Below are 26,643 nucleotides of genomic sequence, written 5' to 3' on the forward strand. Positions count from 1 at the left end.
CAGACGGAGATCACGCGTGATCAGACGGAGATCACGCGTGATCCTGCGGAGATCACGCGACACTAGGTTCGGTGACTTACCGGTTGGCCCGGTTCACGGCGGACACGACGGCCCGCAGCGAGGCGGTCACGATCGACGGGTCGATCCCGATGCCCCAGTACACGCGGTCGGAGATCGCGCACTCGATGTACGACGCCGCCCGCGCGTCGTCGCCCGGCGAGAGCGTGTGCTCGCTGTAGTCCAGGAGCCGCAGGTCGAACCCGACGGTCGACAGCGCGTCGAAGAACGCCGCGATCGGACCGTTGCCGCGACCGGTGATCTCGTGCTCGTCACCTTCCACCCGCACGGTGGCGGTGATGTCGTACTCACCGTCGCCGTTGTCCCTGACGTGCTGGCGGACCAGCTCCAGCGGCGTCTTCAGCTCCAGGTACTCGGCCGAGAACGCGTTCCACATCGTGGTGGGGTCGACCTCGCCGCCCTCGGTGTCGGTGTGCCGCTGTACGACCTTCGAGAACTCGATCTGCAGGCGCCGCGGCAGGTCGAGCTGGTGCTCGGCCTTCATGATGTAGGCGACGCCGCCCTTGCCGGACTGCGAGTTCACCCGGATCACGGCCTCGTAGTTGCGGCCGATGTCCTTGGGGTCGATCGGCAGGTACGGGACCTCCCACGGATGCTCGTCGACCGGGTTCCCCGCCTTGTCGGCCGCGGCCTTCATCGCGTCGAGGCCCTTGTTGATCGCGTCCTGGTGGCTGCCGGAGAACGCGGTGAACACCAGGTCACCGGCCCACGGGCTGCGTTCGTGCACCGGCAGCTGGTTGCAGTATTCGACGGTCCGCTTGATCTCGTCCATGTCGGAGAAGTCGATCTGCGGGTCGACGCCCTGGCTGTAGAGGTTCATGCCCAGCGCGACCAGGTCGACGTTGCCGGTGCGCTCGCCGTTGCCGAACAGGCAGCCTTCGATCCGGTCCGCGCCGGCCTGGAAGCCGAGTTCGGCGGCGGCGATGCCGGTGCCGCGGTCGTTGTGCGGGTGCAGCGACAGGATCACCGAATCGCGGCGGTCCAGGTTGCGGTGCATCCATTCGATGGAGTCGGCGTAGACGTTCGGCGACGCCATCTCGACGGTGGCGGGCAGGTTCAGGATGACCGGCTTCGCCGGCGTCGGCTGCCAGATCTCGGTGATCGTGTTGCAGACCTCGAGCGCGTAGGACAGCTCGGTGCCGGTGTAGGACTCCGGCGAGTACTGGAAGCGGAAGTCGGTGTCCGGCTGCTTCGCCGCGTAGTCGACGACCAGCTCAGCGGCCTGCGAAGCGATCTTCGTGATGCCGATGCGCTCCTCGCGGAACACCACGCGACGCTGCAGGATCGACGTCGAGTTGTAGATGTGCACGATCGCGCGCGGCGCCCCTTCGAGCGCCTTGAAGGTGCGCTCGATCAGCTCCGGACGGCACTGTGTCAGCACCTGGATGCTGACGTCGTCCGGGATGGCGCCCTCGTCGATGATCTCGCGGACGAAGTCGAAGTCGGTCTGCGACGCCGCCGGGAAGCCGACCTCGATCTCCTTGTAGCCCATGCGGACCAGCAGATCGAAGAACTTGCGCTTGCGTGCGGGCGACATCGGGTCGATCAGGGCCTGGTTGCCGTCGCGCAGGTCGACGGCGCACCACAGCGGAGCGGTGTCGATGCGCTTGTCCGGCCAGGTGCGGTCGGGCAGCTCGATGTCCTCGACCAGCTGGTACCAGGGGCGATAGCGATGTACGGGCATCGAAGTGCCGCGCTGGGTGTTCCACGAAGCCTGTTCGGACGGGGCCGGGCGCGTGGGCTTACGGATGCTCATGAGAAGAGGGTTCTCCTGAAGAATCGGGTGCGACGACCGGCACCACGAAGCCCCGCGACGGGGAGCCGGTCAGATCAGGCCCCGTCGCGGCAGCGAAGCAGGAGAGCTCGAGCCACGACGCCACCTTAACCACGAGATCTCCCGAAAGGAAACCCGGGCCGCGATCGAACCGTGACTCAAGTGGCGCCCATTTGGGTTACTCGCGGGTAGCAATCGGACCTGAGGGCGTGCCACACTGCCCGGCATGGGCGAGCACGCTGAAGAGAAGGAAACCGCAGATCAGGCCACCAGGCGCAAGATCGACTGGCGCGCGGGCGGTGGGCGCGCGGCCGGTCTGCTGGCCGGGATCGTCCGCTGGATCGGGCTGATCTTCGCGGCGATCCTGGTGTTGCACATCGTGTTCGTGATCGGCGAGGCCAACCCGGACAACGGCATCGTCTCGTTCGTCCGCGGCTGGGCCGACGGGCTGCTGCTGGGCTTCAAGGACCTCTTCATGCCCGCCGACGCCAAGCTGCGCGTGCTGATCAACTACGGCATCGCGGCGGTCTTCTGGATGGTCGTCTCGGCGATCCTCGCGAAGATCATCCGTCGCGTCGGCGGTTCGGCCTAGGACGACCAACACACGGCGCGGCCCCGGGAGCACTACGCTCGGAGTATGCGCCTCCCCGACCGTTTCGAGGCGGCTTACGAGATCGTCGCCGTGGGATCTTCGGCAGGCGGAGTCAAGGCACTCATCGAGGTGCTCGGTGCCCTGCCAGCCGATTTTCCCGCGCCGCTGGTCCTCGTCCAGCATCTCGACCCCCGGCACGAAACGCTGCTCGGCGACATTCTCGACCGCCGATCCGCGCTGCGGATCAAACTGGCGGAGACCGGTGACGTCATCAGGCCCGGCGTGGCCTACGTCGCACCGCCGGATCGTCACCTGCTCGTGAAGCCGGGTGGCGTCCTCAGCCTGTCGACGACCGAACAGGTGAAGTTCGTCCGGCCGTCGGCCGATCTGCTCTTCGAATCCGTCGCCTCGGTCTACGGCCCCGCGGCACTCGCCTGCGTCCTCACCGGAACGGGCTCCGACGGCGCGACGGGCGCCGGTGCGGTCAAGGCGAGGGGCGGTACCGTTGTCGCCGAGGATCCGGAGACCGCCGAGTTCAAGGGCATGCCCGAAGCCGTGGTCAAGGCCGTGCCGGTCGACCTGGTGCTGCCACTGGGTGAAATCGCCGGTGCGCTCGTCGGCCTGGTCAACGGAACGAGGACGGGATGACCCCGCCGGACGGCGAACTCGAAGACAGCCAAGGCCTCGAAACCCTGCTGGCGTTCATCAGGGACTCCCGCGGTTTCGATTTCACCGGCTACAAGCGGACTTCGCTGGCTCGCCGGATCCAGAAGCGGATGCAGACGGTGAAGATCACCGGGTACCGCGAGTACCAGGACTTCCTGGAGATCAACGCCGACGAATTCCAGGAACTGTTCAACACCATCCTGATCAACGTCACCAGTTTCCTCCGTGACGCCGAGGCCTGGAGTTGCCTGCAGAAGACGGTCGTCCCCGAAATCGTCGCGAGGGTCGGCGACGACGAGGAGATCCGCATCTGGAGCGCCGGCTGTTCGAGCGGCGAGGAGGCGTACTCCCTCGCGATCGTCTTCGCGGAACACCTCGGCATCGAAGAAAGCACCAGACGGGTCAAGATCTACGGCACCGACGTCGACGACGAAGCCTTGCGCGAGGCGAGGACAGGGCTGTACCCGGCGAAGTCGATGGAACGGCTGCCCGACGAGCTGAAGAAGAAGTACTTCGAGCCGACCGGCAACCTTTTCGCCTTCCGGCGTGACCTCCGCCGCCGGGTGATCTTCGGCAGGCACGACATCACGCGCGACGCCCCCATTTCCCGCGTCGATCTGCTCGCCTGCCGGAACACCTTGATGTACTTCAACGTCGAAGCGCAGGCGAAGATCATCGAGCGTTTCCACTTCGCGCTCAACGACGGCGGCCACCTGTTCCTCGGCAAGGCCGAAATGCTGCTCTCCGACGGTATCCGGTTCGACGTCGCCAACATCCGGAACCGGGTGTTCAAGGTGCGGGCGGGTGGCGTGGCGGTGAAATCCGGGCGGTTCGACGCCAGGGCGGGTGTGGGGATGCGTGACGTCAACCGGCGGCGGCAGGTGAGTGAGCTCGCACTGGCGTCCTCGCCCGATTCCGTGCTGGGCCTCGATCGCGACGGCACGGTCGCGCTGATCAACGGCTCGGCGAAACTGCACTTCGGGCTTTCCGCGCAAGACGTCGGCAGGCCGTTCCATGAGCTGGAGATCTCCTACCGGCCGGTCGAACTCCGGGCGGTGATCGACCAGGCCCACAGCGAACGCCACGCCATCCGGCTCGATTCCGTGCGGCGGCAGCGGGATTCCGGCGAGCCGCAGTACTTCGACGTCATCGTCCGGCCCTTGATCACCGTCGACGGTGAGGACATCGGCGCGGCGATCACCTTCGTCGACACGACCGAAGCCACCAGGCTGCAGCACGAAGTGAAACGCGTGCAGGAAGACCTGTCGACGGCCTATGCCGAACTCCAGTCCGCCAACGCGGAGCTCGAAACGGTCAACGAGGAACTCCAGTCGAGTATCGAGGAACTGGAGACGACGAACGAGGAACTCCAGTCCACGAACGAAGAACTGGAGACCACCAACGAGGAACTTCAGGCGGGCAACGAAGAACTCGAAACGATGAACGAGGAGATGCGCACCCGCACCGCGGAACTCGACGAGACGCGCATGTTCTTCGAAGGGGTGTTGTCCAGCGTCGAGGCGGGTGTGGTCGTGCTGGACGGCGATCTCCAGGTGCGCAGCTGGAACCGCGGCGCGGAAGAGCTGTGGGGCTTGCGAACCGGCGAGGTGTACCGGCAGGACTTCTTCGGGCTCGACTTCGGTCTGCCGACCACCGAACTCCGTGACGTCGTCGATGCCTGCAACGAGACCGGGCACCGGGCGGACCAGGTCGAGATCGACGCGATGGACCGGCGGGGACGGCCGCTCGTCGCCTCGATCAGCTGTTCGCCGCTGCGGGGGCCGGGCGGCGGTGTCGTGCTGTTGATCGAGAAGCGGCTGCGCAAATGAGCCACTCAGCGGCGGCTCGTCCGCAACGCTTTCTTGGGAAGTGAGGTCACCAGCTCGCCCGCGGTCATGCGGCGGCTGACGAGTTTCTCGGCGAGCTCGCCGATCCGCTGATTGTGGCTGCGCGCGCAGCGGCGCAGCAGGAGGAACGCCTCGTCCGGGCCGATCTCCAACCGGGCGGACAGCAGACCCTTGGCCTGCTCGATGATCACTCGGCTGCTGAGCGCTCCTTGCAGCTGCTCGGAGGTCGCGGTCAGGCCGGCGATCGCCCGGTGGTTGAGCATGCCGATCGTCGCGGCGTCGGCGAGGGCGGACGCGACGCGCACATCGGGTTCCGTCAGTGGCGTGGTTTCCGTGGTCAGGATCGTCACCGCGCCGAGGACGTCCTCGTGGCGGCTGAACGGAAACGCGTGCACGGACCGGAAGCCGAGGGACAGGGCGGCGGGGGCGAGTCGCTCCCAGCGCGCGGTCGCCTGGTCGAGCCGAATGTCCAGGATCGGCTCGCCGCTCTCACCGCATTCGATCCCGGGACCCTCCTCGGCGAAAAGACCATCGAATGGCGGTTCGCCTAGCCGATCGTCCGTGACCACCACGACCGGCCGGGCGGCGCGGTCGCCGACGGCGCTCAGCCGAACCGACGACGACGCGAGCAGGTGCGCGTAACGATCCGCCACACAGAGCCAATAATTCGTGGGGTCGAGACCAGGGGTCAGTGTGTCGGCGAGCTCCACCAACGTGTCGGCGACCCATCTTTCTCGATTCAGCATCGGAATGCGGCCTTCCTGCGGCATGAGCTTCGGGGGGCGCTGGGCTGTCAACGGTAGTCCTCTGCCGGAGGACAGGACACCTGCTCAACCATTCGGGTCAGTTCGGTGAGCCCGGCGCGGGCGTACGCTCAGCCCCATGTGGGACGGCACCGGTGGCCGGTACGACCCGTCGGCTCTGCGTGGACTGATCGAAACCGAGCGCGGACGCGCGGATCGCGCGGCGACCGTGGCGCTGCGGCACGAAGGTCTGCTGGGCACGGCCGGCGAAGCCATGCGGTCCTTTCATCGCCGGATGGCGGAACTCCACCGCGCGACCGAACGCAAGCACCGCGCCGCGGCCGACCTGCACGCGGACTATCTCGACGTCGTGGGGCGCTGGGCCGACCGGCCGGGCGAACCGGCCGACGTGCCCCCGGCCTTCATGGCGGCGGTCGCCGAGTCGTCCGGTCTCCCGAGCCTCGCGCTGACCTTGTTCGGCACCGCCGAAAGCAAGGGCGCGGTCATGGTTTCCGACCCCGTGGCCGCCCGGGTGCACGATCTCGAAGACGTACTGGGCGAAGGCCCTTCCCTGAGCTTTCCGTTGGTCGAAGGTGTTTGCGGGGAGCCGGAACTTGTGAGCCGGTGGCCCCAATTCGGTTCCGCCGCCCGGGAATTCGGTGTCCGCGCGGTGGTTTCGGCGCCATTGGGCCGGTACGCGGTGACGTTGGGAACCCTCACCGCGTACCGGACCGAGCCCGAACCGGACGCCGAGGTGGCCCGATCCGTGGGGGCGGTCGCCGCAGCACTGACCGATACCGCGTTGAACCCGGCCGTGCGGCTCCACGGTGCCGACGGCCTTCCCGTGCACCCGTTGTTCGGCGACGTCGATCTCCATGCGGTGGTGCATCGGGCGGCGGGGGTGGTGATGGCCACCCACGAGTGCTCGTCCTCGGACGCGCTCGCCCTGATCCGCGGGCACGCCTTCGCCCGGGGCGAAAGCGTCACCGAGCTCGCGCTGGCGATCGTGACCAGGATTTACCGGCTCACCTGACGTCGAGACGTTCGTATGCCTCGACGGCGGCCTTCGGGTCGTCGGCGTGGAACTTCACGACGCGGACGGGCTCGGTACTCCCGAGCGGCCTCGTCACCGTGACCGGTTCGCGCAGCTCGGCGACCAGGTTGGTCTCGTAGTAGTTGTCGTAGCTGAGCCAAATCCCGTCACGAAAGGTCTTCGCCTTGACGGGATCGTGGCTCTCTTTCAGGTACCGCAGGCTGACGACGTTCTCCCTCGGTATCCGCACGTCGTAGAACGAGCTGTAGCGCACTCGCACCTCACGGGAGGAGATCACGTGTGGCCGGACGACGGTGCCCGCGTAGACCCCGAAGACCAGCAACACCGAGTAGATCCCGAGGGCGAGCAACAGCAGGTCGGCGAACAGGCCGAAGTCGATCAGCCAGAACAGGCCCGCTTCGACCAGGCTCACCACGGCGAAGATGATGAAGATCGCCTTGCCGTTGGAACCGTACGGGACGGCCACCGCGTCGCCGTCGATGCCGTCCTGGCGGCGCCTCAGATACAGCCAGAGACCGGCCAGCGTCCGTGCCTCGTTCCGGAAGTGACTGCGCAAAGCCCCCATATCCCCCAGATTAGCGATCGAACTGGGTCAGGATCTTCAGCGCGTCGGCGGAACCCGGATCCTTCGGCGTGTAGATCTCCAAGCGGTGATCGGGACTGTCCGGCTGGAGCCACACCTGGTAGTCGACGCTCACCGCGCCGACCGTGGGGTGCCGCAGATGCATGGCGCCGACGGTGCAATCGGCGACGTCACCGGTCGCCCAGAGCGCGGCGAAGTCGTCACTGCGCATGGTCAGTTCGCCGATGAGCCCGGCCAGCCGGGCGTCGGTGGGATGGCGGCCCGCGGTCAGCCGCAGGTAGGCGACGTGGATCCGGGCCAGTTCGGCCCGGTTCCGGTACAGGTCGCGGGTGAGCGGGTCGAGGAAGAACATCCGCGGGAGGGACGGGCGCCGCTCCGGATCCCGTGGCGCGTCAAACGCGACATGTCCGGCCATGAGCGCGTTCCCGGCGTGATTCCACGCGAGCACGTCGCCGCGACGGCCGAAGACGAGCGCGGGCACGGCCTCCCCGAGGTTCTCCAGCAGCGCGAGGACGCGGGGGTGCGGCTCCTCCGGGCCCGGGTCGGTCATCCGGGGCAGGGTGGTCTGCCGGGCGAGGTTGTGCAGGTGGCCGGTCTCGACGTCGTCGAGCCGCAGCGCCCTGGCGAGCGCGTCGAGGACCTGGCGTGAAGCGGTCTCGGCCTGGCCCTGTTCGAGTCGCGTGTAATACCCGGCGCTGACCCCGGCGAGCTGGGCGAGTTCTTCCCGCCGAAGGCCGGGTACGCGGCGGGAGGTGCCGTAGGTGCGCAACCCGAGCTCGGCGGGCGTCACCCGGTCGCGACGGCTTTTCAAGAAGACCCCGAGACTCTCCACGCTTCGAGCTTAAGCACGCCGGACCGGCCCGTGGGTGTACCTGTCAGGGGTACCCAGGACAAGTGGATGGCTGCCGGACGGGCGTTGTCACACCGTCGACGTCATGACACGAGAAAGCAAGCGGCCCTGGTTCGGCCTCCTGGTGATCCTTTGCCCGGTACTCCTGGTCTCCATGGACGGGTCGATCCTGTTCCTCGCGATGCCCAGGATCAGCCAGGCGCTCACCCCGACGGCCGATCAGCAGTTGTGGATCCTGGACGTCTACGGGTTCGCCGTCGGCTCGTTCCTGATCGCGTTCGGCGCCATCGGCGACCGCTACGGCCGGTTGAAGCTGCTGATGATCGGCGCCACGGTGTTCGGTGCCGCGTCGGCGGGCGCGGCCTTCGCCCCGAGCCCGGAACTGCTGATCGCGTTCCGCGCGCTGATGGGCCTGGCGGGCGCGACGCTGCTGCCGTCGGCACTGGCGGTGCTGAGCGAACTCTTCACCGATCCGAGGCGCCGCGCCCAGGCCATCGGCGTCTTCGCGGCCGCGTTCGCCGCCGGGTTCGCGATCGGCCCGATCGTCGGCGGCGCGCTGCTGGAGCGGTTCTGGTGGGGCTCGGTCTTCCTGGTCAATCTGCCGGTCATCGCGGTTTTCCTGCTGCTCGCGCCGGTGCTGCTCCGTGAGGTCCGGGCAGGCGGGACCGGCCGGGTCGACGTGCCGAGCGTGCTGCTCTCCGCCGCCGGTCTGCTGCTCGCGATCTACGGCGTCAAGCACACCGCGGCGGAACGCCCGTCCGTGGTCGCGGTGGCCGCGGGGATCGCCGGAGCGGTCCTGCTGGGGTGGTTCGCCCGCCGCCAGCGGACCCTCGACCAGCCGCTGATCGACCTCTCGCTGTTCCGCGACCGGGTCTTCACCCTCGCGATCGTCACCGGCCTGCTGCCGCTGGCGGCGTGGTCGGCGGCCGCCTATCTGGCGGGGATCCACCTGCAGTCCGTCCTCGGTCTGGCCGTTTCGGACGCGGCGCTACTGGCCCTGCCGGGGGCGGCGGTGCTGACGACCATGTGCGTCGTCACCCCGGCGCTGGTCGACCGCGTCGGCAAGAAGACCGCGCTGGTCGTCTGTCATTTCTCGATCGCCACCGGCCTGCTGCTGTTGCTGATGACCGGTGTCTCCGGCGGGGCCGGCTGGTACGTCGCCTCGACGATGGTCGCGGGCGTCGGCTACGGCATCTCGTTCAACGTGGTGGCCGATACGGCCGTCGCCGCGGTGCCCGCCGAACGGGCGGGAGCAGCGGGTGCGATCGCCGAGACCAGCAACGAGATCGGCAACGCGCTGGGGATCGCGCTCATGGGCTCGCTCGCCGCGGTGGTGTTCCGCGTGGCCGGACCGGAGCTCGCCCCCACCCTCGACGAAACCCTCCAGCTGCCCGGAATCGCGCCCGCGGCCGCCGCTGACGCGAAGGAGGCCTTCGTCTCGGGCCTGCACACGGCCGTGGTGGTGCTGAGTCTGCTGCACTTCGCCTTGGGGGCGCTCGCCCTGCGCTGGCTTCCTCAGTCGGAGAAGGCGCTCGTGCCCCAGGTGTCCGAGTAGGCGAACTCGGCCAGCGGAACCCGTTCGCGGGGCGCCTTCTCACGCTCGATGCGCCAGTCCTCTTCGAGCACCGACGGGTCCGCGGGCGAGCCGACCGCGATGGCGACCTTGGGGACGACGTCGTCCGGGAGCCCGAAGAAGTCCTTCGCCGCGTCGGCCGAGAAGCCCGCCATCTGGTGCGCGACCAGGCCGAGGTCGACGGCCTGGAGCACGAGGTTCTCGCTGGCCAACCCCAGCCCGTACTCGGCGTAGGGGACCTCGCCCTTCTCGTTCGTGGTCACCATCACGCCGATCAACAGGAGCCCGGCGCGGTGGGCCCACGCGCGGTTGCCCGAGTTGAGCGTCGCGAGGATCCGGTCGAACGACGGCGTGCCCCGCAGGCCGACCAGGTAGCGGGCGGGCTGGGTGTTGCCGAACGACGGTGCCCATCTGGCCGCTTCGAGCAGCGCGCGGACCTGCTCTTCGGTGACGACGGCTGACTCGTCGTAGGCGCGAGGGCTCCACCTCGCGGCCAGGATCGGCGCGATCGGGGTACTTGTCTCGGCGGGCTTGTGCACTGCCGGACTCTAACAAGGGGGTGCTCTCCGTCACTAAAGTGAAAGGGCTGCGACTATTTCGTTGGTGTTAAGGAAGATTTACTTCCTCGAGTCCTCGAAGCGGTGGTCAGGACCACTTACGAGGGTGGCGGGCGTGCGCGACCCCGGTAGGCTTTCGCCCAAATAAGGGACGCGGGGGCTCCTCGGTGCCCACCAGGAGCCGCCCGGCCCGTCGAGGAGGTTCGGGCGTGGCCCTCGTGGTCCAGAAGTACGGCGGTTCGTCGCTGGAAAGTGCCGACCGGATCAAACGCGTCGCGGAACGCATCGTCGCCACCAAGAAGGCGGGCAACGACGTCGTCGTCGTCTGCTCCGCCATGGGAGACACGACGGACGAGCTGCTCGACCTGGCTCAGCAGGTCAACCCGGCTCCGCCGGAGCGTGAGATGGACATGCTGCTCACCGCGGGTGAGCGCATCTCCAACTCGCTGGTGGCGATGGCGATCTCGGCGCAGGGTGCGGAGGCGTGGTCGTTCACCGGTTCGCAGGCCGGCGTGGTGACGACGTCGGTGCACGGCAACGCGCGGATCATCGACGTCAGCCCCAGCCGGGTCACCGAAGCCCTCGACCAGGGCTACATCGCGCTGGTGGCGGGCTTCCAGGGCGTGTCACAGGACACCAAGGACATCACCACGCTCGGCCGCGGTGGTTCGGACACCACCGCCGTCGCGCTGGCCGCGGCGCTGAACGCCGACGTCTGCGAGATCTATTCCGATGTGGACGGTGTGTACTCGGCCGACCCGCGGATCGTGCCGGACGCGAAGAAGCTCGAGACCATCCCGTACGAGGAGATGCTCGAACTCGCGGCCAGCGGCTCGAAGATCCTGCACCTGCGCTCGGTGGAGTACGCGCGCCGCTACGGCGTCCCGATCCGAGTCCGTTCTTCCTACAGTGACAAGCCGGGCACCACGGTGGCCGGTTCTATCGAGGAGATCCCCGTGGAACAAGCGTTGATCACCGGTGTGGCGCACGACCGCTCCGAAGCCAAGATCACGGTGACCGGCGTCCCGGACCACGCCGGCGCCGCCGCCAGGATCTTCCGGGTGATCGCCGACAACGAGATCGACATCGACATGGTGCTGCAGAACGTGTCCAGCACGGTGTCCGGCCGGACCGACATCACCTTCACGCTGTCGAAGGCCAACGGGGCGAAGGCCGTGCAGTCGCTGGAGAAGATCAAGGACGAGATCGGCTTCGAGTCGGTCCTGTACGACGACCACGTCGGCAAGGTGTCGCTCGTCGGCGCGGGGATGCGCTCGCACCCCGGTGTCACGGCGACGTTCTGCGAGGCGCTCGCGCAGTCGGGCGTCAACATCGAAATCATCAACACCTCGGAGATCCGGATCTCGGTCCTGATCCGCGACGCGCAGCTCGACGACGCGGTGCGCGCGATCCACGAGGCGTTCGAACTCGGCGGCGATGAAGAAGCCGTCGTCTACGCGGGGAGTGGTCGCTGATGCCGGAAGGTTTGCGGGTAGGAGTCGTCGGGGCGACCGGTCAGGTCGGTGGCGTGATGCGCCGTCTGCTGGCCGAACGGGGTTTCCCGGTCGCCGAAATGCGGTACTTCGCTTCGGCGCGGTCCGCCGGTTCGAAGCTTCCTTGGCAGGACGAGGAAATCGTCATCGAGGACGCGACGACCGCGGATCCGTCCGGTTTGGACATCGCGCTGTTCTCCGCCGGTGGCTCGACTTCCAAGGCGCAGGCCGAGCGGTTCGCCGCGGCCGGTGCCACGGTGATCGACAACTCGTCGGCCTGGCGCATGGATCCGGACGTCCCGCTGGTCGTCAGCGAGGTCAACCCGGAGGCGGTCAAGGAGGCGCGGAAGGGGATCATCGCGAACCCCAACTGCACCACGATGGCCGCGATGCCGGTGCTCAAGCCGCTGCACGCCGAAGCCGGTCTGGTGCGGCTGGTGGCCAGCACCTACCAGGCGGTGTCCGGCAGCGGCCTCGCCGGTGTCGAGGAGCTGGAAGGCCAGCTCGCCGCGGCGGCGTCGAACGCGGGCGCGCTGACCCACGACGGCGCGGCGGTGACCTTCCCCGAGCCGAAGAAGTACGCGCGCACCATCGCGCACAACGTCCTCCCGCTCGCCGGGTCCATTGTGGACGACGGCGAGTTCGAGACGGACGAGGAGAAGAAGTTCCGCAACGAGAGCCGCAAGATCCTGAGCATCCCGGAACTGCGCGTTTCGTGCACCTGTGTGCGGGTGCCGGTGTTCTCGGGGCACTCGATCTCGATCAACGCCGAGTTCTCGCAGCCGCTTTCGGTCGCCCGCGCGACCGAACTGCTGACCGGCGCTCCCGGCGTGGAGCTGTCGGAGATCCCGACCCCGCTGCAGGCCGCGGGCAAGGACCCGTCCTACGTCGGGCGGCTGCGGACGGATCCGGGCGTCGACGGCGGTCGCGGTCTGGTGCTGTTCCTGTCGAACGACAACCTGCGCAAGGGCGCGGCGCTCAACGCCGTCCAGATCGCCGAACTGGTCGCCGCGAACTCCTGACCTGAGCTGAAAGGGCCCTTCACCGCATGCGATGCGGTGAAGGGCCCTTTCGCCACGTCTGACGCGGGGAAAGGGCCCTTCGCGCGCACTCGCATTCAGAGGTCCAAATGCGTCAGGGCTTCGTCGCGCCGAAGCAGGCCGCGTACCGCGTCGCCAGGAACTCGGCCCGCGCGTCCCCGCTGTAGGCCCACATCCCGCCATCGGCCCGCGTCCCCAAGTGCCGGAACTGCTCGACGGCCTCGTCGAAGCGGCCGTTCTCGACGAGTGCCTTCGCCGCGTACGCCCGGTCTCCCCGCGTCGCCGGGTGGTCGCGCCCTTCGCCGTTCAGCCACGCGACGATCCCGTCGAGCGCGCCGGTGACGCGCGAGTCACGCCAAGCGGGCACGTCCTGGAACTCGGATTCGTGCGCGGCGATCAGCAGCAGCGGCGCCAGTTTCGGCGACTTCGCCGCGGCCGTCTCGGCGAACTCCCACATCAGCTCGGCCGAGCCGAACCACTTCGGGCACCAGTACTGCAGCGCCCGCGTGTGCGCCCCGCGGTGCTGGGGATCGCGCGCGACGAGTTCCGTCCAGACCCGCAGGTACTGGTCGTTCTCGTACTGCCGCCCCATCGCGATCGCGAGCATCGTCACCCACGGCGTCGGATCCTCGGGAGCGAGCGCGGAAGCCTCGTTCGCGGCCTCTTCCGCCTGCTCCAGAATCCGGAAGAACGCGGCGAACTGCTCCTCGGTGACGTGTTTCGCCTGCAGCCCGCTGCGCACCTCCCACGCCACGTGCACCAGCGATTCCGCGTTGACCAGCGCCGCGCCAGGGTCGCCCGGACGCGCCTTGCGCCACGCCCGCAGCCATTCGTCGTCCTTCGCGGCGGCCTCGCCGAGCGCACCGTTCACCAGGTTGCGGCGATCCCAGTTCCCCCAGGTCGACGCCAGCAGTGCCGCGGCGTCCTCCCAATCGCCGCGCGCGGTCGATTCCTGGACGGCGATGATGTCTTCGTCGGTCCAGTACTCCTTGGTCGACACCTCACTGTCCGGCGGGAGACCCCAGCGCGTGACGTCCGGGATCTTGCCCTTGAACTTGGGCTTCGACGGCGGCAGCATCGCGGCGAGCTCTTCCGGCGTCATGACGTCGGTGAGTTCGTCGACGCTGATGCCGCGTCGCTTCGCCTCTTTCATCAGGGCGAAGACGGCCTTGCGTTCACGGGATTTGAGCAGCCAAAGCACTTCGGAACTCCTTCAAGAACGAACAAGCGTGACGGACGGCCGGTAGCCGGCGGACACTCCGGCGGCCGTCAGCAGCGAACGCAAGGGCGCGGTGTCGGATTCGGCGGAGGTGGCCTTGTCGAGCGCGGACGGCAGCAGGTCTTCGATCGACCCGTCCGCGGTGAACGGCGCCGGACCCGACCACGACAGTGACCACCGCGCGACCCCGACGTCGGCGAGCGCAGCGCGGACCACGACCTCCAGCCGCCCGCGGACGGAGACGGCGGCGAGTTCGCGGCGCGCGCGGGGCCCGGCGCCGGCGGGCGCCTTCTCCCCGGGATCGGCGAGTTCTTCGTGCCTGCCCGCGTCGAGCAGGTCCAGCGCCATGTCCAGGGTCCGTTCGCCCAAGACCTCGGCGGCCGCTTCGGCGGCGGCGTGACGGCGGCCGATGGCGACCAAGGAGTGCCAGTCGGTCCGCCGCTTCGCGCGCGCCTCGTCGGAGAAGACGGTGAAAAGCGCCTGGTCGAGCATCGCCTCGGCGCCGGTCAGCAGGTCGGTCGCCGGACGCTCGCCACGAGCGCGGACCGGGACCGGCACGCCGGCTTCGAGTGTCGCGACGCGGTCGCGGGTGGCCGGATGCGTGTCGTATCGCGAGGTCTTCTCCTCCGACGGATTCCGCCGCATCTCCTCCATCTGCTCCGCCCTGGTCGGGTCGGTGAGCAGCGCGCGGTAGCCCTCGCCGAACCGGTCGGGCAGGTAGCCGGCGTCCCAGCCGATCGCGGCGTAGTTGTTCATGAAGAACTGCCAGGTGACGGCCAGCGCTTCGATCTCGCGCAGTGCCGAGACGGCCGCTTCGGTACCGGCGAGCCGCGCGGAGACGGCGTCGGCCGCGAATTCCTGCGCACGGCAGACGCTCATCGAGACGGCGAAGTAGAGCTTCGCGTACTGCTTGAAGATCCAGCCGATGAAGCGCTCGAAGTAGTCTTCGCGGCCGAGGCTGTTGACCACCCGCGCGATCGACTTGCGCCCGCGATAGGTCAGCGCGGAGAACCGCGTGTCCTTGTTGCTGTAGTGCCCCAGTTCGTGCGCGAGCACCGCGCGGAACTGGTCCTGGCGCAGGCCCATGATCAGCGGGACACCGATGATCATCCGGCGGCGCAGCACCCGCAGCCCGAGCCACGAGGTCCGCTCGGTCACCGCGGCGTTGACGTCCGGATCGAGGTAGATCTCGTCCGGCGGCCGCGTGCCGGCCTCGTCCGCCAGCTCCCGGACCAGCGCCCAGAGCGCGGGCTGGGATTCCGGCGTCACCTCGACGCCCGGTACCTCGTCATCGGTCGTCCGTTCGATCGTGAGCAGGGTTTTGAGCAGGATCCACGCGGCCGGAACCGTGATGATGCCGAGCTTCACCGCCGCGAAAACGTTGTGCTGCAGCGCGACCACTTCGAGCGCCACGATCCCGCCGACGAACGCCAGTACGAGCAGCGGAAACCCGGCGAGCAGGACGGCAGCGAGCAGCCCGCGAAAAGACTTCACCGTGAAACGGACCTTCCCCAGAGTTGGTGTACCCCCGACACCGAGCGCTCATTGTGCCCGAAGCACCCGCGGCGGCCGATCACTTTTCGAATACGATCGAAGACTTCGCGATGAACATCACCTCCCCTCCCCGGTGGTCGCGTGTGGACTGTCCACTGTGGAGCCCGGTAATTGCCTTGTCCGGTTCGTCCGGCCAGTGCATTCTCGAAGGCGACAAAACGTTTTCCACGAAGGGAAAGTCATGTACACGGCGGTCGAAGGCTCGCGGGTTCCGATCCGGATGTGGGCCGATCCCACCTCGGTCGAAGACCAGGCCATGCGACAGCTGCACAACGTCGCCAACCTGCCGTGGGTGCACGGCGTCGCGGTCATGCCCGACGTCCACTACGGCAAGGGCGCGACCGTCGGCAGCGTGATCGCGATGCGCGACGCCGTGTCCCCGGCCGCGGTCGGGGTGGACATCGGCTGCGGGATGAGCGCGGTGCGGACCTCGCTCACCGCCGCGGATCTGCCCGACGACCTGCTGAAGCTCCGCCGCCGGATCGAATCGGCCGTCCCGGTCGGTTTCGGGCTGCACAAGTCGCCGGTGAACCCGGCGAAGGTGCACGGTGTCGGTGGCTGGGACGCGTTCTGGAAGTCCTTCGGCGACCTGCACGTCGGCGTCCAGGACCTGCACGACCGCGCGGCGCGCCAGATCGGGAGCCTCGGTGGCGGCAACCACTTCATCGAGGTCTGCCTCGAACAGGGCGGCGACGACGAAGGCCGCGTATGGCTGATGCTGCACTCCGGTTCGCGCAACATCGGCAAGGAACTCGCGGAACGCCATATGGCCGTCGCGCGGAAGCTGCCGCACAACGCGGATCTGCCGGATCCGGACCTCGCGGTGTTCGTCGCGGGCACGCCGGAGATGCAGGCGTACCGGCGGGACCTGTTCTGGGCGCAGGACTACGCGGCGCGCAACCGGGCGACCATGGTCGCGCTCGTCAAGCAGGCGCTGAAGGACGTCGTCCCGCAGACGACGTTCGACGACGCGATCTCGTGCCACCACAACTACGTCGCCGAAGAGACCTACGACGGCGTCGATCTGCTGGTGACCCGCAAGGGCGCGATCCGCGCGGGTTCGGGCGACCTCGGGATCATCCCGGGCAGCATGGGCACCGGTTCGTACATCGTGCGTGGCCTCGGCAACGAGTCGTCCTTCCAGTCCGCGTCGCACGGCGCGGGCCGCCGGATGTCGCGGAACAAGGCCAAGAAGCTGTTCACCGCCGAGGACCTCGCCGCGCAGACCGCCGGGGTGGAATGCCGGAAGGACTCCGGCGTGGTGGACGAGATCCCGGCCGCGTACAAGGACATCGAAACGGTGATCAAGGCGCAGACCGACCTCGTCGAGGTGGTCGCGCACCTGAAGCAGGTCATCTGCGTCAAGGGGTGAGGCGTGGGCGGTATGCCGGACGACTCCGACATACCGCCCACGAAATCGCTACTGTGGACGTATGAAGAGGTGGGGAATCACCGCGCTGCTGGCCGCGGCCGGGCTGGCGCTGGCGGGCTGCAGCGAGGTCACGAACGCGGTCGATCAGACGAACAAGGCCGCGACCAAGGTCGGCGCGTGCGCCGAGGCGCTCAGCCTCGTCGACCTCAACCCGGACCCGGCGACCATCAAGGAGCGGGCCGCGGACAAGGAAAAGCGCCTGCGTGAGCTGGCGACCAGCGTCGGCGAGCAGAACGTGGCGGGCGCGCTCACCGGCATGGCCGACTCGTACCTGCAGGTCCAGAAGGAGAACATCCAGGACGCGGGCAAGATCGCGGCCTGGACCAAACGCAACCTCGACCGGGTCGACGCCCTCCGCCAGGTCTGCGCCTGACCAACCCCCGCAATCGCGCGTGAAGGCCCCCTTCCCTCGGCTGAGCCGAGGAAAGGGGGCCTTCACGCGCGTCAGGAAGAAGCCAGTGCGGGCACCTTGGCGGGGGTGCGGGTGCGGCGCCAGAACAGGCCGACCGCCGCGATCGCCAGTGCTCCGGCGGCCGAGGCGGCGAAACCCCAGCCCGGGCTGGAGTGGTCGATCACGAACCCGATGATCGGGCTGCCGATCGCCAGCCCGATCCGGCTGGCCGCGTCCAGCAGGCCCATCGCCTCGCCGCGCACCCGCGCCGGCGCCGCCGCGCTGACCGTCTCCGTGCTCGCCGCGAGCGTCGGCGCGCACAGCACGTTGCTCGGGAACAGCACGATCGCCAGCAGCCACCACGGCCCGGCGATCAACCCGACCGGCAGCGTGAGCACCGCGAGCAGCACCATCAGCGTGCCCTGCGAGAGCGACCGCCGGACCGCGCCGTGGATCGCCCCGCCGAGGACGGACGCCACGCACATCAACGTGATCAGCAGGCCGGACCACGCGATGTCGCCGCTCGCACGCAGTGTCGCCAACGCCGCGAGTTCCATGCCGACCAGGCAGAACAGCGCCCCGGCGGCGATGAACATCGCCATCACGAGCCGTCCGGTGAGCCAGCTCCGCACCGGCGGCCGCTCCCCGGTGAACACCTCGGCGTCGGCCTCGGCGCGGATCGGCGGGTTCTGCAGGTAGATCAGGGTCGCCGAGATCGCGAAGCAGACCCCGATGCCGGTGAGCGCGTAGACCGCGGGCAGCTGCGTGATCGCCATGATCCCGGCCGACGGCCCGATCATGAACGACGCCTCCACGAAGATCGTGTCCAGTGAGTACGCCGCCCGGCGCTGCTCCAGCGGCACGAGCGCGGTCAGCACCAGCCGCGCCAGCGTCCCGGCGGGCACCGACAGCACCCCCGCGGGGAGTGCGACCACCAGCAGCACCGGATACGGCAGATGCGGCGCACCGATCCAGAACGCCGACGACGCCAGCCCGCAGATCGCGACCACCGGCCGCAGCCCGTAGCGGTCGACGTACCGGCCGACGAGCGGTGCGCCGAACGCGCTGCCGAGCGTGGTGGCTGCGCCGATCAGCCCGGCCGCGCCGTAACCGCGGCCGAGGTCGTTGACCACGTACAGCGTCATCGTCACGCCCATCGCGGTCATCGGGAGCCGCGCCAGGAACATCAGCATCATCGAGCTGGGAACCCCGGGCACGGCCAACACGCGACGGTACGGAGCGAGAGCCATACGTCCGATGAGAACGTAACTTGGTACGCACGTGCAACTTTATTTCGCCGCGCCCCTCACCCGGTCCGGGGTGATTTCTTGACTCATTCCAGAAAACGCGGGAGGGTGGCGGGACCACCACGAAACAGGAGGCACCGGCGTGACCTTGCCGACCACGAACAACGTGGGCATCCCCGTCGCGAGTGACAACGACTCGCTGACGCTGGGCGCCAACGGCCCGATCCTGCTCCAGGACCACTACCTCATCGAGAAGAACGCCCAGTTCAACCGTGAGCGCGTGCCCGAGCGCGTGGTGCACGCCAAAGGTGGCGGCGCCCACGGGTTCCTCGAGGTCACCGAAGACGTCAGCCAGTTCACGAAGGCCGCGCTCTTCCAGCCGGGTGTGCGCACCGAGAGCCTGATCCGCTTCTCGTCGGTCGCCGGGGAGAACGGTTCGCCCGACACCTGGCGCGACCCGCGCGGCTTCGCGGTCAAGTTCTACACCTCCGAGGGCAACTACGACCTCGTCGGCAACAACACCCCGGTGTTCTTCATCCGCGACCCGATCAAGTTCCCCGACTTCATCCACTCGCAGAAGCGCCGCGCCGACAACCACCTGCGCGACCACGACATCCAGTGGGACTTCTGGACCCTGCGCCCCGAATCGGCGCACCAGGTCACCTGGCTGATGGGCGACCGCGGTATCCCGTCGAACTGGCGTGAGATGGACGGCTTCGGCTCGCACACCTATCTGTGGGAGAACGCGGGCGGCGAGAGGTTCTGGGTCAAGTACCACTTCAAGACCGACCAGGGCATCGGTTACCTCTCGCAGGCCGACGCGGACCGCATCGCGGGCGAGGACTCGGACTTCTACATCCGCGACCTGTTCAAAAACATCAAGCAGGGCAACCACCCCAGCTGGACGCTGTACGTCCAGGTGATGCCCTACGCCGAAGCCGCGGACTACCGCTTCAACCCGTTCGACCTGACCAAGGTGTGGCCGAAGGGCGACTACCCGCTGATCAAGGTCGGCCGCTACGTGCTCGACCGCAATCCGGCGAACTACTTCGCGGAGATCGAGCAGGCCGCGTTCGAGCCGTCCAACCTGGTGCCGGGTATCGGCCCCTCGCCGGACAAGATGCTGCAGGGCCGCCTGTTCGCGTACCCGGACGCCCACCGCTACCGGATCGGTGCGAACTACACCCAGCTGCCGGTCAACGCGCCGAAGTCCCCGGTGAACAGCTACTCGCGCGATGGCGCGATGCGCTACCACAACCCGGGCGACCCGGTGTACGCGCCGAACTCCTACGGTGGCCCGCACGCGAACGCGGAGATCGCCTCTGAGACCGCGTCGAGCTACGGCGTCGAGGACGAGGTCATCCGGTCGGCGTACAAGCTCCACGCGGAGGACGACGACTTCGGCCAGCCTGGCACGCTCGTGCGCGAGGTGATGGACGACGAGCAGCGTGCGCGGCTCGCGAGCAACATCATCGGCCACGCCTCGAACGACGTTTCGCGGCCGGTGCTCGAGCGCGTCTTCGAGTATTGGCGGAACGTCGACAAGGACCTCGGCGACAAGGTCGCGGACGCTTTCCGCGAGTAAGAAGACCTCTTTCGAGAGGCTGCTCCCACCACCGGAACCCACCCGGTGCGCGTCATCCTCGCGCACCGGGTGCGTTCCATCTCCCCACTTGCATGTGAAACGAGTTGCGCCATACAGGTGGCGAGGCGTGCGTGGGGGACAACACGAGTGGACCAGTGCGACACGCCTGTCCAACAGAGTGATGAAGCCAAACGATCACCGTTTACACCGCTGTGGGTGAACGAACCGTTCTACCGTGTGGATCGGTCACAGGTGGTCATAAACCTGATCGAAAAAGATGATCTTCAGGGGGAAGCACAAGATTTCGACGTTAATCAATTGCGGGAGTCTTCCCCCATATTGAATCCGGCACGTAAGGGTTAGAAAACGGTTCAAACCGGTGATCGGGTGGTGTTCGGCCGATACGGCGGGTATCGATTTACCTCGTTAGGTCCCAGAGGCCAGGAGGTAAGGGAATGAAAGGCAACATTGCCCGGACGATTGCCGCGGTCGCCGCAGGCAGTCTGTTGGCGGTGGCCTCAGCCGGCGCCGCAACGGCTAGCACCGAGGGTGGGAAGGGCTCGTCGAACACGCAGGCGCTCGCTGCGCAGGTGTTGCAGATGCGAGACGGCCTCACGAAGGTGGCCTACGCCGGTGACGTCGGCAAGACCCGGGCGGACTTGGACAAGCTGAGCCCGGTGCTGGCGGATATCGCCGCCGGCAAGCGCTATCAGATCCAGACCGAGACCCAGAAGCTCGGCGACCTGGCGAAGGGCCGCTCCGACGAGTCCAGCAGGCTGCTGGCGGACCCGACGGCCAAGGCGCGCCAGCTGCCGCCACTGCCGGTGCCGATCCCTTCGCTTCCGGACCTGCCCGGACCGCTGAAGATCGTCAGTGACCTGGTGAAAGCCCTGCTCACAGCGGTGACCGGTATTCTCGCCGGTCTGCTCGGCGGACTCCCTGTCCCGCCGCTGCCGGTGCCGCCGGTACCGCTGCCCACGCCCTAGCGGGAGTCGTCTGGTTCCGCTGTGCAGGGCGGCGGACCACGATATGGGGCCGGAGCCCGAGTGGGGACATTTCTCCTCACTCGGGCTCTGGCCGTTCACTTCGGCGCGAGACCGAGCCGCAGGGCGCCCGCCGCTTCGGCGGTGGCCTCACGGAACCGCTGACCGACGCCGATGAAGTTGATGTACCCGTGGATCAGATCCGGCTGGCGGCTGAGCGCCACCGGAACCCCGGCCTTCCGCAATTTTTCCGCGTAAGCCTCGCCCTCGTCGCGCAGCGGATCGAATCCGGCCGTCGCGATATACGCGGGCGGCAAACCGGAAACGTCGCCGTGCAGCGGGGACAGTTTCGGGTTGTACAGATCGGTGCCCTTCGGCACGTAATGTCCTTCGAACCAGCTCATGTCCGTGTCGGTGAGGAACAGATCCTCCGCGAACAATTCCCGGGACCGGCGGCGCACGGTGAAATCGGTCGCCGGATAGAACAGCAGCTGGAACGCCGGGACGCCGCCGCCGCGTTTCACCGCCTGTTGAGCGGTCACCGCCGCGAGGTTCCCGCCCGCGCTGTCGCCGCCGACGGCGATACGGGCCGGGTCGGCGCCGAGGTCCCGCGCCTTCGCGTAGGCGTACTCGAAAGCCGCGATCGCGTCCTCGGTGGCGCCGGGGAACTGCGTCTCCGGCGCGAGCCGGTATTCCACCGAAAGAACCCGCACGCCGGCCTGCTTCGCCAGGTAGCGGACGGTGTTGTCGTGGGAGACGCGGCTGCCGACCACCCAGCCGCCGCCGTGGAAGAACACCAGCAGCCCGGACGGATCGGGCAGTCCGGCCGGGGTGTAGAGCGTGGCGGGCACGTCGCCGTCACCTGTCGGGATCTGGAGTTCCCTCGTGGCGACCGGTTCGATGGTCTTGCCGCTGACCAGATGCCTGCTCGCCAGCAGGAGACTGCGCGACTCCTCGACGGTGTCCCGCACCAGTGACGCCTTCGCCAGCTTCTGCAGGCGAAGCAGGAGTTGGGCGTCTAGAGCGAGCTCCTGGCCGTCGAGGCGGAGGGGAGGCCCGGCGATGGCCCTTCTGACCGGCTTCGGGAGCCAGAACGCCAGCTGCGAGAACGCGGCCTCGGCACGGATCTGGAGCGGTATCGCCATACTTCCTCCTGAGGGCTTCCCGCCAGGTTACTTACGAGTAGGTAGACCGTCCAGCGGGACGGTGAGCTTTTCCGGCGAACGGGTGTGACGCAGGCCTCCGTTCCAGATCCTGGTCCTCCAGTTAAGTAGAGGGGTTAGCCTCGAAAGCGTGACTTCGACGAACTCGGTTCATGTGCTCGGTATCGGCGGCTCCCTGCGGGAGGGATCGCAGTCCGAGCGTGCGCTGCGCATCGCACTGGACGGTGCGGCCGAGGCCGGGGTCACCACCGAGCTGATCGCCGGACCGGACCTGGTGCTGCCGTTCTACGACACCGCGATGGAAGAGCGGCACGACCAGGCGGTGCGGCTGGTCGAGGCGATCCGCCGCGCCGACGGCCTCATCGTCGTCTCACCCGGCTACCACGGCGCGTTGTCCGGCCTGGTCAAGAACGCCTTGGACTACGTCGAAGACCTGCGCGACGACGCCCGCCCGTACCTCGACGGCCGCGCGGTCGGCCTCGCCGCCGTCGCGTTCGGCTGGCAGGCCGCGGTCACCACGCTGGAACAGCTCCGCACGATCACGCACGCGCTGCGCGGCTGGGCCACCCCATTGGGTGGTTCGATCAACACCGCGGAGACCAAGTTCGACGAGGCGGGCGGCGCTTCCGACGAGAAGACCGTCCGCACCCTCCGCCTGATCGGCAGCCAGGTCGCCGAGTTCGCGTTGAGTCGCGCCCGTCACTAGTCGTTTGCTCCGCCGGCCGTCCGGGTAATTCCCGGACGTGATGCCTGCCATGGGGTGGCAAGGTTTCGCGGTTGCGGGACGTTGGCACCGAAGAGACGCTCAACGGGGCGTGTCTTGAGACCAGGAGGTAGGCGAAGAATGACTGAGGCTCTGTACACCGCTGTGGCCACCGCTCGCGGCGACGGCCGCAACGGTGAGGTCACGTCCTCTGACGGCGTCATCGACGAGTCGTTGGCGATCCCGAAGGAGATGGGCGGACCGGGCGGGGACAAGACCAACCCCGAGCAGCTCTTCGCCGCCGGCTACTCCGCCTGCTTCCACTCCGCGCTGCAGCTCGTCGCACGCCAGGCGAAGGTGAAGCTGGACGGCTCGACCGTCACCGCCGAGGTCAGCGTGCTCAAGCAGGGCGAGGGTTTCGGCCTCGGTGTGGCGCTCAACGTTTCGCTGCCCGGCCTGGAGCAGGCGCAGGCCGATCAGCTCGTCGAGCAGGCGCACCAGGTGTGCCCCTACTCGAACGCGACCCGCGGGAACATCGAGGTCGCGCTGTCCGCGACGGTCTGATCCCGCTCGCGACAGGTCCACTCGTACCGGCAATTTCTGAAAGGAAGACCGAAGATGGGCAAATCCCCGATCCAGAGTCCGCTGAGCGAAGCCGACAAGGAGATCACCGGTAACGCCTTGCAGGCCACGCTGGTCGATCTGGTGGATCTGTCGCTGATCGCGAAGCAGGCCCACTGGAACGTCGTCGGCGCGAACTTCCGCAGCGCGCACCTGCAGCTCGACGAGCTGGTCGCCACCGCGCGCCAGTACGTCGACGAGGTCGCCGAACGCGCCAACGCCATCGGCATCTCGCCGAACGGGCAGGCGAAGGCCGTCGTAGAGAGCTCCGGGCTACCGTCCTATCCCGACAACTGGCAGTCCGTCGAGTCCACGGTCGCCGCGATCGTCGACATCCTCGCGACGCTGATCGAGCGCCTGCGCAAGCGTATCGACGAGACCGACAAGAGTGACCTGGTCACCCAGGACCTCCTGATCGAGATCACCCAGGAGCTCGAGAAGGCGCACTGGATGTGGCAGGCCCAGCAGGCCTGACCCTCCCCTCCGCGTGCAATGAAAGGTCCTTTCCTTGCAAAATTTGCGAGGAAAGGACCTTTCCTCGCACGTCCGGGGTAGGTGAGGTGCCGCCGAGGACGGCCAGGGCTACCTTCGGGCCCATGGTGCTGCACAAGGGGAAACCGACCGATCCGGACCGCAAGGGCGGGGCCAACCCGCTGCACGCCGGCGCGTATCCCGCGCTCGCCGCGAGCATCCGCCTCCCGCACGACAGTCTCGCCGAAGAACCGCTGCCGCCCGACACCGCGCTCCAGCTGGTTCGCGACGAACTCATGCTCGACGGCAACGCCCGGCTCAACCTCGCCACGTTCGTCACCACGTGGATGGAGCCACAGGCCCGCGAGCTGATGGCCGAATGCGTCGACAAGAACATGATCGACAAGGACGAGTATCCGCAGACCGCGGAACTCGAACGCCGCTGCGTGAACATCCTCGCCGATCTGTGGCACGCGCCCGATCCCCTCGCGATCATGGGTTGCTCCACCACCGGCTCCTCCGAGGCCTGCATGCTCGCCGGGATGGCGTTGAAACGCCGCTGGTCGAAGCTGGGACGCGGCGGGAAACCGAATCTGGTGATGGGCGCGAACGTCCAGGTCTGCTGGGAGAAGTTCTGCGAATACTGGGAGGTCGAGCCGCGGCTGGTGCCGATGGACGGCGACCGTTTCCACCTCACCGCCGACGAGGCGATCGCCCGCTGCGACGAGAACACGATCGGCGTCGTCGCGATCCTCGGGTCCACTTTCGACGGCAGTTACGAGCCGGTCGCCGAGATCGCCGCGGCGCTCGACGGGCTTCAGGAACGGTCCGGCTGGGACATACCCGTGCACGTCGACGGCGCCTCGGGGGCGATGATCGCGCCGTTCCTCGATCCGGAGCTGGTCTGGGACTTCCGGCTGCCGAGGGTGGCGTCGATCAACACCTCGGGGCACAAGTACGGGCTGGTATACCCGGGTGTCGGCTGGGTCGTGTGGCGCGACAAGGAGGCGTTGCCGGAGGAGCTGGTGTTCAACGTCAACTACCTCGGTGGCGACATGCCGACCTTCGCGCTGAACTTCTCGCGTCCCGGCGCGGAGGTGGCCGCGCAGTACTACACGTTCGTCCGGCTCGGCCGAGAAGGTTTCCGTGCCGTGCAACAGGCTTCGCGGGATGTGGCGACCCAGCTGGCGGACGGGATAGCCGAACTGGGGCCGTTCGAACTGCTGACGCGCGGTGATCAGCTGCCCGTGTTCGCCTTCACGACGAAGGCCGATGTCGACAGCTTCGACGTCTTCGACGTGTCAAGGCGGCTTCGCGAGCGGGGCTGGCTCGTCCCGGCCTACACCTTTCCGGAGCACCGGACCGATCTCGCGGTGCTGAGGATCGTGGTGCGCAACGGTTTCACGCACGACCTCGCGGATCTGCTGCTCGCCGATCTCCGGCGACTGCTGCCCGAGCTCGATCATCGTCCGCGACGGCGTACCGCGTTCCATCACTGAGCCGGGTGCCCTGCGTCACGCCGGATTTCCTCGAGCCCTACCGGCGCGTAACGTCGGGGGCTATGGGAGTCGCCGGAGACGAACGTCGTGCGTTGAGCGAGCTTTTCGAAGAGGTCGGCCCGGACGCGCCGACCCTGTGCGCGGGCTGGAAGACGCGGGATCTCGCGGCGCACCTGCTGGTGCGTGAGCGGCGCCCGGACGCGGCGCCCGGGATCCTGGTGCCCGCGCTCGCCTCCTACACGCAGCGGGTGCAGGACTCCTATGCCGCGCGACCGTGGTCCGAGGTCGTCGGCAAGGTCCGCTCCGGTCCCGCCTGGTACTGGCCGACGTCGATCGGCGCGCTGGACGAACTGACGAACAGCGCGGAATTCCTGGTGCACCACGAGGACGTCCGCCGAGGTCAGCCTGGCTGGGAGCCGCGTCCGGCGGACCCCGCCCGTGACGCGGCGGCGTGGAAGTCGGCGAAGCAGGCGTCGAAGCTGAACCTGCGGAAATCACCGGTCGGCGTGATCCTGAAGACCCCCGAAGGCCGCGAGGCGCGGGTGAAGGAAGGCCCGGACACGGTGACCGTGATCGGCGCGCCGATCGAGCTGCTGCTGTTCGTCTTCGGCCGCGACGCCGTCCGGATCACCTTCGAAGGTGACGCCTACGCGGTGGACAGGCTTCGGAAGCACGACCGCGGCCTCTAGAGTTCGGCCATGCCGATGATCAGTGTCTCGATGTTCCCCGGCCGCACGGCCGAGCAGAAGCAGGCCCTCGTCCGCGAGGTGACCGACGCGTTCGTCCGCACCTGCGGCGGCAACGCCGAGGGCGTCTGGGTGACGATCAACGAGATCCCCGCCGAGCACTGGGCCGCGGGCGGGACTCTCTTCTCCGAGCGCTGACCGTCCCTCCTCGCACCACCTTGGATGTTATGAACGGGACT

26 protein-coding genes are annotated in these 26,643 nt (G+C 68.0%); 17 read left to right on the forward strand and 9 right to left on the reverse strand.

Annotated elements, in window-relative coordinates; translation table 11 throughout:
• Nucleotides 1–76: 76 nt before the first annotated feature.
• Complete coding sequence (gene leuA / locus ACZ5ZX_RS34490; RefSeq protein WP_465506177.1) at nt 77–1,834, reverse strand: 2-isopropylmalate synthase; 1,758 nt, start codon at nt 1,832–1,834, stop codon at nt 77–79.
• A gap of 244 nt (nt 1,835–2,078) precedes the next feature.
• Between leuA and ACZ5ZX_RS34495 the strand changes: the two genes are divergently transcribed.
• The 3 genes from ACZ5ZX_RS34495 to ACZ5ZX_RS34505 are packed head-to-tail and all read left to right on the forward strand — an operon-like array spanning nt 2,079 to nt 4,939.
• Nucleotides 2,079–2,444 (forward strand): hypothetical protein, encoded by a 366-nt coding sequence (locus ACZ5ZX_RS34495; RefSeq protein ID WP_465506178.1) that lies wholly within the window; start codon nt 2,079–2,081, stop codon nt 2,442–2,444.
• A gap of 45 nt (nt 2,445–2,489) precedes the next feature.
• Nucleotides 2,490–3,092 (forward strand): chemotaxis protein CheB, encoded by a 603-nt coding sequence (locus ACZ5ZX_RS34500; protein WP_465506179.1) that lies wholly within the window; start codon nt 2,490–2,492, stop codon nt 3,090–3,092.
• Nucleotides 3,089–4,939 (forward strand): CheR family methyltransferase, encoded by a 1,851-nt coding sequence (locus tag ACZ5ZX_RS34505; protein ID WP_465506180.1) that lies wholly within the window; start codon nt 3,089–3,091, stop codon nt 4,937–4,939. The genes ACZ5ZX_RS34500 and ACZ5ZX_RS34505 overlap by 4 nt, the downstream gene beginning before the upstream one ends.
• Nucleotides 4,940–4,944: 5 nt before the next feature.
• On the opposite strand, the gene ACZ5ZX_RS34510 is transcribed toward ACZ5ZX_RS34505, so the two are convergent.
• Nucleotides 4,945–5,703 carry an ANTAR domain-containing protein gene (locus tag ACZ5ZX_RS34510; RefSeq protein ID WP_465506181.1) on the reverse strand — a complete coding sequence of 253 codons (759 nt, stop codon included), beginning with the start codon at nt 5,701–5,703 and terminating at the stop codon, nt 4,945–4,947.
• 136 nt (nt 5,704–5,839) lie between these two features.
• Between ACZ5ZX_RS34510 and ACZ5ZX_RS34515 the strand changes: the two genes are divergently transcribed.
• Nucleotides 5,840–6,733 carry an ANTAR domain-containing protein gene (locus ACZ5ZX_RS34515; RefSeq protein ID WP_465506182.1) on the forward strand — a complete coding sequence of 298 codons (894 nt, stop codon included), beginning with the start codon at nt 5,840–5,842 and terminating at the stop codon, nt 6,731–6,733.
• On the opposite strand, the gene ACZ5ZX_RS34520 is transcribed toward ACZ5ZX_RS34515, so the two are convergent.
• A complete protein-coding gene (locus ACZ5ZX_RS34520) occupies nt 6,726–7,319 on the reverse strand; it encodes a hypothetical protein (RefSeq protein ID WP_465506183.1) in 594 nt (197 codons plus the stop codon). The two genes, ACZ5ZX_RS34515 and ACZ5ZX_RS34520, sit on opposite strands and share 8 nt — an antisense overlap.
• A gap of 10 nt (nt 7,320–7,329) precedes the next feature.
• The gene (locus ACZ5ZX_RS34525; RefSeq protein WP_465506184.1) at nt 7,330–8,169 is read right to left on the reverse strand and encodes a helix-turn-helix transcriptional regulator; all 840 of its coding nucleotides are present in this window, start codon (nt 8,167–8,169) and stop codon (nt 7,330–7,332) included.
• A gap of 103 nt (nt 8,170–8,272) precedes the next feature.
• On the opposite strand from ACZ5ZX_RS34525, the gene ACZ5ZX_RS34530 reads away from it, so the two are divergent.
• The gene (locus ACZ5ZX_RS34530) at nt 8,273–9,742 is read left to right on the forward strand and encodes an MFS transporter (RefSeq protein ID WP_465506185.1); all 1,470 of its coding nucleotides are present in this window, start codon (nt 8,273–8,275) and stop codon (nt 9,740–9,742) included.
• Here the strand turns inward: ACZ5ZX_RS34530 and ACZ5ZX_RS34535 are convergent.
• Nucleotides 9,703–10,299, reverse strand: a complete 597-nt coding sequence (locus tag ACZ5ZX_RS34535) for a nitroreductase family protein (protein WP_465506186.1) — start codon at nt 10,297–10,299, stop codon at nt 9,703–9,705. The genes ACZ5ZX_RS34530 and ACZ5ZX_RS34535 overlap by 40 nt on opposite strands.
• Nucleotides 10,300–10,526: 227 nt before the next feature.
• On the opposite strand from ACZ5ZX_RS34535, the gene ACZ5ZX_RS34540 reads away from it, so the two are divergent.
• Together ACZ5ZX_RS34540 and ACZ5ZX_RS34545 are read left to right on the forward strand one after the other, a co-directional pair.
• On the forward strand, nt 10,527–11,792 hold the full coding sequence (locus ACZ5ZX_RS34540) for an aspartate kinase (protein WP_037318649.1): 1,266 nt from the start codon (nt 10,527–10,529) through the stop codon (nt 11,790–11,792).
• Complete coding sequence (locus ACZ5ZX_RS34545) at nt 11,792–12,832, forward strand: aspartate-semialdehyde dehydrogenase (protein WP_465506187.1); 1,041 nt, start codon at nt 11,792–11,794, stop codon at nt 12,830–12,832. The genes ACZ5ZX_RS34540 and ACZ5ZX_RS34545 overlap by 1 nt, the downstream gene beginning before the upstream one ends.
• A gap of 112 nt (nt 12,833–12,944) precedes the next feature.
• Here the strand turns inward: ACZ5ZX_RS34545 and ACZ5ZX_RS34550 are convergent, their stop codons facing one another.
• Together ACZ5ZX_RS34550 and ACZ5ZX_RS34555 are read right to left on the reverse strand one after the other, a co-directional pair.
• Complete coding sequence (locus ACZ5ZX_RS34550) at nt 12,945–14,051, reverse strand: DUF4034 domain-containing protein (protein WP_465506188.1); 1,107 nt, start codon at nt 14,049–14,051, stop codon at nt 12,945–12,947.
• A 12-nt stretch (nt 14,052–14,063) separates the two neighbouring features.
• Nucleotides 14,064–15,563, reverse strand: coding sequence for a M48 family metallopeptidase (locus ACZ5ZX_RS34555; protein WP_465506189.1), 1,500 nt, complete (start codon nt 15,561–15,563; stop codon nt 14,064–14,066).
• A gap of 241 nt (nt 15,564–15,804) precedes the next feature.
• Between ACZ5ZX_RS34555 and ACZ5ZX_RS34560 the strand changes: the two genes are divergently transcribed.
• Both ACZ5ZX_RS34560 and ACZ5ZX_RS34565 read left to right on the forward strand, forming a co-directional pair.
• Complete coding sequence (locus tag ACZ5ZX_RS34560) at nt 15,805–16,995, forward strand: RtcB family protein (protein WP_465506190.1); 1,191 nt, start codon at nt 15,805–15,807, stop codon at nt 16,993–16,995.
• A gap of 61 nt (nt 16,996–17,056) precedes the next feature.
• The gene (locus tag ACZ5ZX_RS34565; protein WP_465506191.1) at nt 17,057–17,428 is read left to right on the forward strand and encodes a hypothetical protein; all 372 of its coding nucleotides are present in this window, start codon (nt 17,057–17,059) and stop codon (nt 17,426–17,428) included.
• Between the two features lie 71 nt (nt 17,429–17,499).
• On the opposite strand, the gene ACZ5ZX_RS34570 is transcribed toward ACZ5ZX_RS34565, so the two are convergent.
• Nucleotides 17,500–18,642 (reverse strand): MFS transporter, encoded by a 1,143-nt coding sequence (locus ACZ5ZX_RS34570; RefSeq protein WP_465506281.1) that lies wholly within the window; start codon nt 18,640–18,642, stop codon nt 17,500–17,502.
• 193 nt (nt 18,643–18,835) lie between these two features.
• On the opposite strand from ACZ5ZX_RS34570, the gene ACZ5ZX_RS34575 reads away from it, so the two are divergent.
• Together ACZ5ZX_RS34575 and ACZ5ZX_RS34580 are read left to right on the forward strand one after the other, a co-directional pair.
• Complete coding sequence (locus ACZ5ZX_RS34575; RefSeq protein WP_465506192.1) at nt 18,836–20,278, forward strand: catalase; 1,443 nt, start codon at nt 18,836–18,838, stop codon at nt 20,276–20,278.
• A gap of 455 nt (nt 20,279–20,733) precedes the next feature.
• Nucleotides 20,734–21,264 carry a hypothetical protein gene (locus tag ACZ5ZX_RS34580; RefSeq protein WP_465506193.1) on the forward strand — a complete coding sequence of 177 codons (531 nt, stop codon included), beginning with the start codon at nt 20,734–20,736 and terminating at the stop codon, nt 21,262–21,264.
• 95 nt (nt 21,265–21,359) lie between these two features.
• Here ACZ5ZX_RS34580 and ACZ5ZX_RS34585 read toward each other — a convergent pair whose 3' ends face one another.
• Nucleotides 21,360–22,406 (reverse strand): alpha/beta hydrolase, encoded by a 1,047-nt coding sequence (locus ACZ5ZX_RS34585; RefSeq protein WP_465506194.1) that lies wholly within the window; start codon nt 22,404–22,406, stop codon nt 21,360–21,362.
• Nucleotides 22,407–22,554: 148 nt separating this feature from the next.
• On the opposite strand from ACZ5ZX_RS34585, the gene ACZ5ZX_RS34590 reads away from it, so the two are divergent.
• From ACZ5ZX_RS34590 to ACZ5ZX_RS34615, 6 genes are all read left to right on the forward strand, one after another.
• Nucleotides 22,555–23,130, forward strand: a complete 576-nt coding sequence (locus ACZ5ZX_RS34590) for an NADPH-dependent FMN reductase (RefSeq protein ID WP_465506195.1) — start codon at nt 22,555–22,557, stop codon at nt 23,128–23,130.
• A gap of 138 nt (nt 23,131–23,268) precedes the next feature.
• Nucleotides 23,269–23,691 (forward strand): organic hydroperoxide resistance protein, encoded by a 423-nt coding sequence (locus ACZ5ZX_RS34595; protein ID WP_465506196.1) that lies wholly within the window; start codon nt 23,269–23,271, stop codon nt 23,689–23,691.
• 54 nt (nt 23,692–23,745) lie between these two features.
• A complete protein-coding gene (locus tag ACZ5ZX_RS34600) occupies nt 23,746–24,222 on the forward strand; it encodes a Dps family protein (RefSeq protein WP_465506197.1) in 477 nt (158 codons plus the stop codon).
• Between the two features lie 122 nt (nt 24,223–24,344).
• Nucleotides 24,345–25,718: a glutamate decarboxylase gene (locus tag ACZ5ZX_RS34605; protein ID WP_465506198.1), complete on the forward strand. Its 1,374-nt coding sequence runs from the start codon at nt 24,345–24,347 to the stop codon at nt 25,716–25,718.
• A 62-nt stretch (nt 25,719–25,780) separates the two neighbouring features.
• Nucleotides 25,781–26,407 carry a TIGR03085 family metal-binding protein gene (locus ACZ5ZX_RS34610; protein WP_465506199.1) on the forward strand — a complete coding sequence of 209 codons (627 nt, stop codon included), beginning with the start codon at nt 25,781–25,783 and terminating at the stop codon, nt 26,405–26,407.
• A gap of 9 nt (nt 26,408–26,416) precedes the next feature.
• A complete protein-coding gene (locus tag ACZ5ZX_RS34615; protein WP_181775136.1) occupies nt 26,417–26,602 on the forward strand; it encodes a 2-hydroxymuconate tautomerase in 186 nt (61 codons plus the stop codon).
• Nucleotides 26,603–26,643: the final 41 nt, after the last annotated feature.

It is taken from the genome of Amycolatopsis sp. NPDC033938, from assembly GCF_055575975.1.